The organism is Xanthobacter sp. 126 (assembly GCF_000526175.1).
Taxonomy (GTDB): Bacteria; Pseudomonadota; Alphaproteobacteria; order Rhizobiales; family Xanthobacteraceae; genus Xanthobacter; species Xanthobacter aminoxidans.
This window is the reverse complement of sequence record NZ_JAFO01000001.1, coordinates 1230190-1242223: the sequence shown is the minus strand read 5'-3', so window position 1 is coordinate 1242223 and position 12034 is coordinate 1230190. Positions and strand designations below refer to the sequence as shown.

Sequence of the window (12034 nt, the reverse complement as noted above, 5' to 3'; positions counted from 1 at the left end):
GGCGGCAGCCGCTTACGTCCCGGCCTTCTCCCGCGCACCGAATCGCTCCGCGAATACCAGTTCCTCCAGCGGCAGGCGCTGTCGCCATCCGGCCCGCTCGAGGTCGGGCGTCGCCGCGAACCCCTCCACATAGCCCACGCACAGCAGCGCGATGGGCACGATGTGGTCCGGGATGGCGAGGATGTGGCGGAGGTCGGCAAGGTCCAGGATCGACACCCAGCCGACGCCCAGATTTTCCGCCCGCGCCGCCAGCCAGATGTTCTGCACCGCGCAGACGGTGGAATAGATGTCCATCTCGCTCTGGTGGGTGCGCCCCAGCACCACCGGCCCCGCGCGGTCGCGTTCGCAGGTGATGCACAGCAGGAGCGGCGCCTCGCGCAGGCCCTCCAGCTTCAGCGTGCGATAGAGCTGCGCCCGCTCGCTCTCGAACATCTCCGCCGCTTCGGCATTGGCGCGCGAAAAGGCGTCGTGCAGCGCCGCCTTGGTCTCGGCTGAACGCACCACGATGAAGTTCCACGGCTGCAGGAAGCCCACCGAGGGCGCCGCATGGCCGGCGGCCAGCACGCGGGCGAGCACCGCGTCGGGCACGGGATCGGGCAGGAAGTTCCGGCGCACGTCCCGCCGCGCGGCGATGCATCGATAGATGGCGGCGCGCTCGTCCGCCGAGAAACTGTCGTCCCGGACCATGGCGCTCTCCCCGTATTCATTCGGTCAATTCGGCGCCGACGCGCCGGCAAGATCAATCCCGAACCCTGCGTCCTCATACCCCGCCGATCAGCCGCCCCACCGCATCCCGCCACTGGGCGATGCGGCCGGCGCGCACCTCGGGCAGCATCTGCGGCGTGAACCGCCGCTCCAGCCGCCACTGGCCGGCGAAGACGTCCGGCGGCGGGAAGAAGCCACACTCCAGGCCCGCGAGATAGGCGGCGCCGAGCACGGTCGTCTCTTTCTGCACAGGCCGATCCACCGGGGCGCCGAGGAGGTCGGCGAGGCGCTGCATGGTGAAGTCGGAGACGGTCATGCCGCCGTCCACGCGCAGCACCGTATCGCCATCCGGCCAGTCGGCGCGCATGGCGTCGATGAGGTCCACGGTCTGGAAGCACACGCTTTCCAGCGCCGCGCGCGCCAGTTCCGCCGGGCCGGTGGCGCGGGTGAGGCCGAACAGGGCGCCGCGCACCTCCGGCCGCCAATAGGGCGCACCGAGCCCGACGAAGGCGGGGACGAGAATTACGTCCTGTCCCGCGTCCGCCTCTGCCGCGAGGCGGTCGCTCTCGCTGGCGGTGGAGATGATCCTCAGCCCGTCGCGCAGCCACTGCACCGCCGCGCCGGCGACGAAGATGGAGCCCTCCAGCGCATAGGTGCGTTGGCCGCCGATCTGGTAGGCGATGGTGGTCAGGAGCCGGTTGGAGGAGGCGACGGGCGTCGTGCCGGTATTGAGCAGGGCGAAGCAGCCGGTGCCGTAGGTGGATTTCACCATGCCGGGCGCAAAGCACGCCTGCCCCACCATGGCCGCCTGCTGGTCCCCCGCCACGCCACGGATGGGGATGGGCCCGCCGAACAGCGCCGGATCGGTGGTGCCGAAATCCGCGGCGCAGTCCTTCACCTCCGGCAGCAAAGCGCGCGGCACGCAGAACAAGGCGAGGAGATCGTCGTCCCACGCGCCGCGATGAATGTCGAAGAGCAGCGTGCGCGCGGCATTGGTGGCGTCGGTCACATGCACGCGGCCGCCGGTGAGGCGATAGAGCAGGAAGCTGTCCACCGTGCCGAAGGCCAGCTCCCCCGTCTCCGCCCGCTCCCGCGCGCCGGGCACGGCATCGAGGATGTGGGCGATCTTGGTGGCGGAGAAATAGGGATCGAGCAGAAGGCCGGTGCGCGCATTCACCAGCGCGCCATGGCCGTCCGCCTCCAGCTGGGCGCAGGCCTCGGCCGTGCGGCGGTCCTGCCAGACGATGGCGCGGTGGATGGCGCGGCCGGTCGCCCGCTCCCACACGAGGGTCGTCTCGCGCTGGTTGGTGATGCCTATGGCGGCGATGTCGGACGCCGTGGCGCCCGCCTTCGCCAGCACCGCGCGGCAGCAATTGAGCACGGTACCGAAGATGTCCTCCGCCTCCTGCTCCACATGGCCGGAGGCGGGGAAATGCTGCGGCAGCTCCTCCTGCGCCAGCGCCGCGACGGAGCCGTCCCGCCGCACCAGCAGCGCGCGCGAGGAGGTGGTGCCCTGGTCGATGGCGAGAATGTAGGCGGCCACGGCGTCCTCCCTTGTTCTGTTTCAGGCGCGCCGCGCCGCCATGTAGGCGTCGAGCGCCTCCACCGCATGCGGCGCGGTGCGCAGGCCAAGCTTGGAGCGCCGCCATAGCACGTCGGCGGCGGTCAGCGCCCATTCCCGGTCCATCAGATAGTCCACTTCGCGGGCGCACAGATGCGCGCCGAACCAGTCGCCGAGGTCGTCCTCGTCGCTCACTCCGTCCAGCAACTGGAAGGCGGACGTGCCATAGGCCCGCGCGAGCCGCGCCAGCAGGGCGGGATCGAGCGCCGGGAAAGCACCGCGCAGGGTGCGCACCAGAGTGTCATAGCCCTGACGCGGGAAATCCCCGCCGGGCAGCGGTGCGCTGGCCGTGAAGGGCGCGCCGAGATGGGGAAAGTGCGGCGCGAGGCGCGTCAGCGCCGCCTCGGCCAGCCGGCGATAGGTGGTGATCTTGCCGCCGAACACGGTGAGGAGCGGCGCCCCTTCCTCCGACGCATCGAGGGCGAGCACATAGTCCCGCGTCGCCGACTGGGCGGCCCCGGCGCCGTCGTCATAGAGGGCGCGCACGCCGGAATAGGTCCACACCACCTGCTCGGGGGCGATGGTGGCGGCGAAATATTCGCTCGCCGCCGCGCACAGATAGGCCACCTCCTCCGGCGTCGCATGCACGTCCTCGGGATGGCCGGAGAAATCGCGGTCGGTGGTGCCTATAAGGGTGAAATCGCCCTCGTAGGGAATGGCGAAGATGATGCGCCCGTCCGCGTTCTGGAAGATGTAGCAGCGCTCGTGCGCATAGAGCCGCGGCACCACGATATGGCTGCCCTGCACGAGGCGGAGTGGCGCGTGCGACTCGCCCCTACCGGTCTTCAGCACGTCGAGCACCTCGCCCGCCCAGGGGCCGGCCGCATCCACCAGCGCCCGCGCCTTCACCGTCTCGGGTCGACCCTCATGCTCGCTCTCGATCACCCACAGCCCCGCCTCCCGTCGTGCGCTGGTGACGCGGGTGCGCGGGCGGATGGCGGCGCCCCGGTCCGCGGCGTCGCGGGCATTGAGCACCACGAGGCGCGCATCCTCCACCCAGCAGTCGGAATATTCGAAGGCCCGGCCATAGCCCGGCCGCAGCGGCTGGCCGGCGGGATCGTGCCGCAGGTCCAGCGTGCGGGTGGGCGGCAGCAGGCGACGGCCGCCGATATGATCGTAGAGCCACAGGCCGAGCCGCAGCAGCCACGCCGGGCGCAGGCCCGGATGGTGCGGCAGGACGAAGCGCAGGGGCCAGACGATATGAGGCGCGATGCCCCACAGCACCTCCCGCTCGGCCAGCGCCTCGCGCACGAGGCGGAACTCGTAATATTCGAGATAGCGCAGGCCGCCGTGGATCAACTTGGTGGAGGCGGAGGACGTGCCGGAGGCAAGGTCCCCCTTCTCGAACAGCACCACGGACAGGCCGCGTCCCACGGCATCGCGGGCGATGCCGCAGCCATTGATGCCGCCGCCGACGATGGCGAGGTCGAAGACCTGACCGCTCTCCTCCATCTCGGCCTCCCCGCACCGGAATCGGTTCGCTCCGCCCGACGATGCCCGAGACCCGCGGCAGGTCAACGCCTGCGCCGCCGATCCATGTGGACGAGCGGGCGCCCGGCCGCCTCAGACGTTGATGAGACCGCCCGCCGAGAAGCCGCCGTCCACGGCGATGGTCTCGCCGGTGACGTAGGACGACACCCGCTCGTCCAGAAGGAAGGAGATGGCGCCGCACACCTCCTGCGGCGTGCCGTTGCGGCGGAGCGGCAGGGTTTTCAGCCACGCGGCGCGGGTCTCGGCCGTCAGCAGTTCGCGCACCAGCGGCGTCTCGATGGGGCCGGGCGCCACCGCATTCACGCGAATACCCAGCGGCGCGAATTCCACCGCGAGGATCTTCGTCAGCGTCATCACGCCGCCCTTGGAGGCGCCATAGGCGGAGCGGCCGAGATTGCCGCGCAAAGCGGAGATCGAGGCGATGTTGACGATAGAGCCGCCGCCCGTCTCCCGCATGGCCTTCGCCGCCTCCCGCGCCACGACGAAGCTGCCGACGAGGTTGATGTCCAGCACCTTGCGGAACAGTTCCACTGACGTGTCCAAGGCGGGAATATCGCGGGCGATGCCGGCCGAGTTCACCACCCCCTTGAGCGGGCCGAGGGCCGCCGCCGTGCGCGCGACGGCCGCCACCACCGCGCTTTCGTCGGTGATGTCCACCGTCTCGAACCGCACCCGCGCGCCATGTGCCGCGAGATGCTCCCGCGCCTTGGCGATGCTGTCGGCGGCGAGGTCCAGCGCGACGACGCGCCAGCCCTCGGCGAGCAGGGTTTCCACCACGGCGAGACCGATGCCGGAGGCACCGCCGGTGACGATGACGCTGCCCTTCATCTCATCCCCCGTCACGGCCGGATCAACCCGCCGGCGGTGAAGCCGCCATCAACGTTGATGGTCTGGCCGGTCACGTAGGAGGATTTCTCGGGGTCCAGCAGGAAGGCGATGGTGCCGGCCATTTCCTTCGGCTGCGCATAGCGGTTGAGCGGTACGCGGGCGAGCCACGCGGTGCGCGCCTGATCGGTATGCACCGCCTGCACCAGCGGCGTATCCACCGGCCCCGGCGCAATGGCGTTGACGCGGATGCCGAGGGCCGCGAACTCCACCGCGAGAACCTTGGTGAGCACCACCACCGCACCCTTGGACGAGCCGTAGGCGGCGCGGCCGAGATTGCCCTGGATGCCCGAGACGGACGCGATGTTGACGATGGAGCCGGCGCTGCGCGCCTGCATCACCTTCGCCGCCTCGCGCGCCACCAGGAAGGTGCCGATGACGTTCACGTCGAGAATCTTGCGGAAGATGTCCGCCGACGTGTCGAGGGCGGGGATATCGCGGGCGATGCCGGCGGAGTTCACAACGCCCCACAGGGGACCAAAGCCGCTCTCCGTCTCGGCGACGAGCTTCACCACCTGCGCCTCGTCGGAAATGTCGGCCTGGACGACCCGCACCTTGTCGCCATGGGCGGCGAGCGCGGCCCGCGCCTTCTCGATGCTCTCCGGCACGAGGTCGGCGGCGACGACGCGCCAGCCCTCGGCCAGAAGCTCCTCCACCACGGCGAGGCCGATGCCCGAGGCACCACCCGTCACGATCACGCTTCCCGGTCTCGACACGGCAGTCTCCCTGAGGGTGTTTTAGGTAGGTCCACGGCTCAGATGAGCCCGCGCTCGGCCAGGGCCTCGCGCACCATCTTCTTGGTGATCTTGCCGTAGGCGGACTTCGGCAGCGCGTCCCAGAAATGCACGCGCCGGGGCAGCTTGTAGCGGGCGACCTTGCCGTCGAGGAACGTAACCAGTTCCTCCTCGCTCACCGCCTGTCCTTCGCGCAGCACGCAGACGGCGACACCCACCTCGCCCCACATGGGGTCCGGCACGCCGAGGATGGCCACCTCCGCGATGGCCGGATGGGTGAGCACCTTCTCCTCCACCTCGCGCGGATAGACGTTGGAGCCGCCGGAAATGTACATGTCCGAGGCACGCCCCGTGATGTAGACGAAGCCCTCGGTGTCCATGTGGCCGAGGTCGCCGGTGCGGAACCAGCCGTTACGGAACGCCTTCGCGTTGGCCTCCGGATTGTCGTAGTAGCCAGCCAGCACCGCCGGGCCGCAGACGCAGATCTCGCCGGTCTCGAAGGGCGCGACCTCGCTGCCGGCATCGTCCTGGATCTGGACCTGCATGCCGGTACGCTCGAAGCCGCAGGTGCCGAGCTTCACATGCGGGCCGTCCTCGGGGTCGTGCAGGTAGGGCGGCAGGACGGTGATGTTGCCGGTCACCTCGCCGAGGCCGAAATACTGCACCAGCACCTTGCCGAGCTTCCTCAGCGCGAACTTCTGGTCCTCCCGGTACATGGGCGCGCCGGCATAGATCACATAGCGCAGGGAGGAGTGGTCGAATGCATCCACCGAGGGGTGCTCGGTGAGGAGCTTGGTGATGGTGGGCACGGTGAACATGTTGGTCACCCGCCAGTCCTGCACCAGCCGCCAGGCCTCGGCGGCATCGAACCGCTCGGAGGGCATGAGGATGGTCTTCACCCCGCGCGCCACCTGCACCAGCTGATGCACCCCCGCGCCGTGGGAGAGCGGCGCGACCACGAGGGAGGCGTCCTGCTCGGTGGTGCCGGGCATCAGGTCGCAGAGGTGGTTGGTGATGACGAAGGCCATCTGGCCATGGGTCAGCACCGCCGCCTTGGGGCGGCCGGTGGTGCCGGAGGTGAAGAAGAACCAGCAGGGGTCATCATGCTCCATATCCGCCACCGGAACAGTCTCGCCGAGGCGGGCGGCGACGATTTCCCCATAGTCGGCGCCGAAGGGTGCGGCGCCGATGGCGATGACCTCGCGGATGGCCGGCGCCTCGGCGCGGGCGGCCTCCACATGCTCGGGAAAGTCCCGGTGGCAGATCATGAGGCTCGCGCCCGACGCGGAGGCGAGATAGGCGACCTCCCCCGGAGTCTGGCGGAAATTGGTGGGCACCCACACCGCGCCCAGCCGGAAGGACGCGAACATGCTCTCGAACATTTCGAGGCAGTTCTTCGACTGCACGAGGATGCGGTCGCCCTTGACGACGCCGCGGGCGGCCAGCTCCGCCGCCATGGCATCCACGCGGGCATCCATCTCGGCCCACGTCACGGTGCGCTCGCCCTCGACGAAGGCGATATGGGCCGGCAGCCGCCGCGCCGCCTGGCGCAGGAAATGGGAGAGGTTCATCACCCGGCGGCTGGTGCGGGCCACGCCGCCACGCGGGGCCTCGGCGACGGTCTGGGCAGGTGCGGACATTCACTTCACTCCGGGATCGGAAACAATCAGGGGGCCGGGCGGGCCAAGGGGCGGGCGATGGGACGAGCCGAGCGCGGTGGCGGCCCCCGCTCACTGCCGCCGAGCTTCGCCTCCAGCGCGGCGGCTTCGCGCTGAAGCAGCGGCACCAGCTCCGTCTGCCGCTCCGCGCCCAGCCGGCTCTCGATGGCTGCGAGCGAGAGCGCGCCGAGCGGGCGCCCGTCCGCGCCCCGCACCGGCACGCCGATGCCCCAGGAGCCGGCGACGTAGAGGCCGGGATTGAGCGCATAGCCGCGCGCGCGGGTCTCGCCCATGGCGGCGCGCAGCAGATCGGGGGAATAGCCGGGATAGGCCGCGAGCGCCGCCGCATTGGCCTCGATGATGCGCGCCGCCTCGGCCTCGGGCAGCGCGGCGAGGATGGCGAGGCCGCCGGCACCGATGCCGAGGGGGTGCCGGTCGCCGGCCTGGAGCACATGGGTGCGAATGGGCCAGGTGCCCTCCTCGCGGTGCAGGCACACGGAAAAGGCCCCGCGCGGCACCGAGAGGAAGGCGCAGTCGCCGCTCTGGCGGGCGATGCGGGAGAGCCCGTCGAGGGCGAGTGCGTGGATGCCGAAGCGCGGCGCGGCCAGCGTGCCGAGCACATAGGCTTCGGGGCCCACATGATAGCGGCGGCTCGCCTCGTCCTGGTCCACCAGCCCGGCGCGCACCAGCGCCAGCAGGACGCGGCGCACGGTGGGCTTGGAAAGGCCGGAACGCGCCACGAGATCGGCGAGGCGGGCACCCTCCGCTCCCGCACGGCCCACGAGCATCAGCAGCGCCACCGCGCGCGCGATACTCTGGGTGCCGCCGGCCGACTCAGGCGCGACATCCGGGGTCCCGCCCGACGGATGCTCCGGCCCGCTTGCTCCGGCGGCGGGTGCTTTCAGTCCCCCTGCCACACGCGCTCCCTTGATCCAGAATATGGACCTGATTTATCTGGCAAATTGGGATCGCCGCCGCGCGGCGTCCAAAGGGACCATAATCTGCTTGCGAAATGCCCACAAGCGGGCCAGCATGGGCGGCGGGAAAAGAGGTCCATATATTGGACCCAAGGAAACCAGTCGGGCCGGGCCGGAGCCAGTCGGGGCACCGCGCGAAACGGCCGCAAGGAGGAGCACCGATGACACTGACCCGTCGCACCCTCATCAAGGCGAGCGCCGCCACGGCGCTGACCGGCGCCATTGCGCCGGCCCTGTTCGCCCCCACCGTCGCGCGGGCCCAGAGCGCCGAATTCTCCTACAAATACGCCAACAACCTGCCGGTCACGCACCCCATGAACGTGCGCGCGCAGGAGATGGCGGCGAAGATCAAGGCCGAGACCAAGGGCAGGGTCGAGATCAATATCTTCCCCTCCAGCCAGCTCGGTGGCGACACCGACATGCTGAGCCAGCTGCGCTCCGGCGCCATCGAGTTCTTCACCCTCTCGCCGCTGATCCTCTCGACGCTGGTGCCCAACGCCTCCATCAGCGGCATCGGCTTCGCCTTCCCGGACTATGCCAGCGTGTGGAAGGCCATGGACGGCGACCTCGGCACCTACGTGCGCGGGCAGATCTCCAAGGCCGGCATCGTCGCCATGGACAAGATCTGGGACAACGGCTTCCGCCAGATCACCACCTCCACCAAGCCCATCGAGACCGCGGCCGACCTCAAGGGCCTGAAGATCCGCGTGCCGGTGTCTCCGCTGTGGACCTCCATGTTCAAGGCGTTCGACAGCGCCCCCGCCTCGCTCAACTTCGCCGAGGTCTACACCGCGCTGCAGACCCGCGCCGTGGACGCGCAGGAGAACCCGCTCGCCATCATCTCCACGGCGAAGCTCTACGAGGTGCAGAAATACTGCTCCCTCACCAATCACATGTGGGACGGCTTCTGGTTCCTCGCCAACCGCCGCGCCTTCGAGAAGCTGCCCGACGATCTGCGCGCCATCGTGGCGAAGAACATCAACGAGGCGGGCCTCAAGCAGCGCGATGACGTGTTCGCCCTCAACAACACCCTGCGCAAGGAGCTGGCGGAAAAGGGCCTCACCTTCAACGAGCCGAAGGTGGACAGCTTCCGCGACCAGCTGCGCAAGGCCGGCTTCTATGCCGAGTGGAAGGGCAAGTACGGCGACGAAGCCTGGGCCACGCTGGAGAAGTATACCGGCCAGCTCTCCTGAGCCGCCGCTTTTCCTCAAGTTTCAAGGGGCGGCTTCGGCCGCCCCTTTTCGTTCACGGCGCCAGTTGCACCACGATGCCCTCATTGGGCCGAAGGTCGATGGTGTCGCCCACGCGCTCCCCCACGCGATCGCAGAAGGTGGACAGCACGAGGCGTCCCCCGCCCACCGCTTCCGGCAGCGTCACCGACAGCGGGTCGCCGCCGAGATTGAGCGCCACCAGCATCGTCTCCCCCTCCCCCTGCCTGAGATAGGCGACGAGATCGCCCACCGCCGCCACCGGGGACCACAGACCCACGGACAGGGCCGGATGCGCCCGCCGCAGGGCCAGCAGCGCGCGGGTAAGGGTGAGCAGGGATGCCGCCTCCCCCCGCTCCCGCTTCACGTTCACCTCGGTAAAATCGTCCGCCAGCGGCAGCCACGGCTCCACAGTGGAGAAGCCGGCGAAGGGGCCATCGTCCCACTGCATGGGCGTGCGCGCGCCGTCGCGGCCGAGGCCGAGGCCGGGCACGTTCTTCTCGAACGGGTCCTGCACCCGCTCGGGCGGTATGGGCACCTGCGTCATGCCGATCTCGTCGCCGTAATAGAGCGTCGGCGTGCCCCGGAGCGTCAGCAGCAGCATGGCCGCCACCCGCGCCTGATCGGGACCGAGCCGGCCGACGACGCGCGGGCGATCGTGGTTGGAGAGCACCCAGTTGGGCCAGCCGCCCTCGGGAATGGCGGCCTCATAGGCGGCGATCAGCGGCGCCAGTGCCGCTGCATTCCACGGTGCCGCGAGGAGCGTGAAGTTGAACGGCAGATGCACGCCGCGCCCGTTCTCGCCGTAATAGGCGGCGATGCGGTGGAGCGGCAGATAGGCTTCGCCGATGAGCACCCGGTCGCCATCGTAGGACTCGGCGAGGGCGCGGAAGCCGGCGATGACATCCATCACCTCCGGTCGGTCGCCGGTATAGAGCTGGGTCAAAGCGGAGTGCGGGTTCATGCCCTCGCGGAAATCAGGGTTCGGCGGATTGTCCCGGAACTCCGCATCCTTGATGACATGCCAGAGCGCGTCGATGCGGAAGCCGTCCACGCCCCGGTCGAGCCAGAAGCGCAGGACGTCGTGTATGGCTTCGACCACGTCCGGGTTGCGCCAGTTGAGGTCCGGCTGCTCCTTCAGGAAGGCGTGATAGTAATACTGGCCGCTCGCCGCATCATATTCCCAGGCGCTGCCGCCGAATTCCGAAAGCCAGTTGTTGGGCGGGCCGCCATCCGGGCCGGGAGCGCGCCAGATGTACCAGTCGCGCTTGGGATCATCCTTGCCCGAGCGGGAGGCCTTGAACCAGGGATGCTCCTGCGAGGAGTGGTTGGGCACGAAATCGAGGATGATCCTCAGCCCCCGCGCGTGGGCCTCCTGAACCAGCCGGTCGAAATCCTCAAGCGTGCCGAACAGGGGATGGATGGCGGTGTAGTCGGCCACGTCATAGCCGAAATCCGCCATGGGCGAGGGATAGATGGGGGAGATCCAGATGGCGTCGATGCCGAGGTCGGCGAGATAGGCGAGCCGGGAGATGATGCCCTTGAGGTCGCCCACGCCATCGCCGTTCGAATCCTGAAACGAGCGCGGATAGATCTGGTAGACCACGCCGGACTGCCACCACAGCGGCCCGGCCTTCAGCCGCTCGCGTTCCTGCTCCGCCATTGGCATCTTCTCCCGCTCTGCCGGAGCACTCTGGCGCTCCGGCTCAGATTGGAGAAGTACGGCCGGCCCGGTTCGGTTTCATGACCGGCCGTCGGGAAGGGCTGGAACGCCCTCCCCTCAGGCCGCGCGGCAGCGGTCGATGGCCCAGCGCACCAGCTTGCGCACGTCCGGGTCCGGGTCGTCATAAACGGCTTCAAGCGCGGGCACGGCGGCGGGATCGGCGATCTCGCCCAGCGCCGCGGCGGCCTCCTTGCGGACGTTGGACAACTGGTCGCCCAGCGCCTCCGACACCACCGGGACGGCCGCGCGGGCCTTCAGCTTGCCGAGCGCGTTCACCGCCTTGGCCTTCACCTGCCAGGCATCGTCATTGGCGGCGACGATCAGCGGGTCCACCGCCTCGAGAATCTTCGCCTTGCCGATGGAATAGGCGGCTTCCTCGCGCACCTGCCAGTGGCCGTCGCTGAGCCCGGCGATCAGCGCGGGCACGCCCGCCGTTCCGCTCCGCACGAAGACGAGGGCTGCCATCACCGCCCGGCGCACCGCCGGCTCGGGATCGGTGGCGGCGATGAGCAGCGCCGGGAGCGCAGCGTCGGCCTTCAGATAGCCGAGCACGCCCAGCGCCTCGCGCCGCACCGCCATGTCGGGATCGGTGAGCGCGCCGAGGGCCACCGGCATGGCCGAGGCATCCTGCATGTCGCGCAGCGCCCGGAGCGCCGACGTGCGGACGAACGCGCTCAGGGGGCCACCCGTCTCCTGCGCCCGCTCGATGAGGCGGGGCGCGGAGGCCGGCTCCTTCTTGTCGGCGAGGCTCTCGGCGGCAGCGAGGCGCACCGCCTCCTCCGCGTCGTCCAGCGCATCGATGAGGCCGAGGGCGGCCGGCAGGCCGGAATGCTCGTCCAGGGACTTGGCGGCGGCTTCCCGCACGCCGGCATCGGCGTCCTTCAGGCCGGCCAGCAGCAGGTCCACCGCGCCCGGGTCCACGCTCTCGGCGAGGCCCAGCATGGCCACGCGGCGGATGCCGGCATCGGGATCGCGGGCGCGATCCGCCACGGCGTCGAGGTCGTCGTCGAAATCGTCGAAGATGGCCATGGC

The 12034-nt window shown here is 69.8% G+C and carries 10 protein-coding genes; 1 reads left to right on the top strand and 9 read right to left on the bottom strand.

What is annotated here, in order from left to right; genetic code table 11:
- Window positions 1-12 precede the first annotated feature (12 nt).
- The 7 genes from bluB to XAN126_RS0105805 form a co-directional block, all read right to left on the bottom strand.
- Window positions 13-687 carry a 5,6-dimethylbenzimidazole synthase gene (bluB, locus tag XAN126_RS0105835; RefSeq protein WP_024277666.1) on the bottom strand — a complete coding sequence of 225 codons (675 nt, stop codon included), beginning with the start codon at window positions 685-687 and terminating at the stop codon, window positions 13-15.
- Between the two features lie 73 nt (window positions 688-760).
- On the bottom strand, window positions 761-2248 hold the full coding sequence (glpK, locus tag XAN126_RS0105830; RefSeq protein ID WP_024277665.1) for a glycerol kinase GlpK: 1488 nt from the start codon (window positions 2246-2248) through the stop codon (window positions 761-763).
- Window positions 2249-2269: 21 nt separating this feature from the next.
- Window positions 2270-3778, bottom strand: coding sequence for a glycerol-3-phosphate dehydrogenase (locus XAN126_RS0105825; RefSeq protein ID WP_024277664.1), 1509 nt, complete (start codon window positions 3776-3778; stop codon window positions 2270-2272).
- Window positions 3779-3889: 111 nt separating this feature from the next.
- A complete protein-coding gene (locus XAN126_RS0105820; protein WP_024277663.1) occupies window positions 3890-4645 on the bottom strand; it encodes an SDR family NAD(P)-dependent oxidoreductase in 756 nt (251 codons plus the stop codon).
- A gap of 11 nt (window positions 4646-4656) precedes the next feature.
- The gene (locus tag XAN126_RS0105815; RefSeq protein ID WP_024277662.1) at window positions 4657-5418 is read right to left on the bottom strand and encodes an SDR family NAD(P)-dependent oxidoreductase; all 762 of its coding nucleotides are present in this window, start codon (window positions 5416-5418) and stop codon (window positions 4657-4659) included.
- A gap of 38 nt (window positions 5419-5456) precedes the next feature.
- Entirely contained in the window at window positions 5457-7076 is a 1620-nt protein-coding gene (locus XAN126_RS0105810; protein WP_029876769.1) for an acyl-CoA synthetase, read from the bottom strand.
- Window positions 7077-7102: 26 nt separating this feature from the next.
- Window positions 7103-8011 (bottom strand): IclR family transcriptional regulator, encoded by a 909-nt coding sequence (locus XAN126_RS0105805; protein ID WP_024277661.1) that lies wholly within the window; start codon window positions 8009-8011, stop codon window positions 7103-7105.
- A 221-nt stretch (window positions 8012-8232) separates the two neighbouring features.
- Here XAN126_RS0105805 and XAN126_RS0105800 point away from each other — a divergent pair, with 221 nt between their 5' ends.
- Window positions 8233-9264, top strand: a complete 1032-nt coding sequence (locus XAN126_RS0105800) for a TRAP transporter substrate-binding protein (RefSeq protein WP_024277660.1) — start codon at window positions 8233-8235, stop codon at window positions 9262-9264.
- A 52-nt stretch (window positions 9265-9316) separates the two neighbouring features.
- Here XAN126_RS0105800 and XAN126_RS0105795 read toward each other — a convergent pair whose 3' ends face one another.
- Both XAN126_RS0105795 and XAN126_RS0105790 read right to left on the bottom strand, forming a co-directional pair.
- The gene (locus XAN126_RS0105795; protein ID WP_024277659.1) at window positions 9317-10942 is read right to left on the bottom strand and encodes an alpha-amylase family glycosyl hydrolase; all 1626 of its coding nucleotides are present in this window, start codon (window positions 10940-10942) and stop codon (window positions 9317-9319) included.
- 117 nt (window positions 10943-11059) lie between these two features.
- Window positions 11060-12031 carry a HEAT repeat domain-containing protein gene (locus XAN126_RS0105790; RefSeq protein ID WP_024277658.1) on the bottom strand — a complete coding sequence of 324 codons (972 nt, stop codon included), beginning with the start codon at window positions 12029-12031 and terminating at the stop codon, window positions 11060-11062.
- Window positions 12032-12034: the final 3 nt, after the last annotated feature.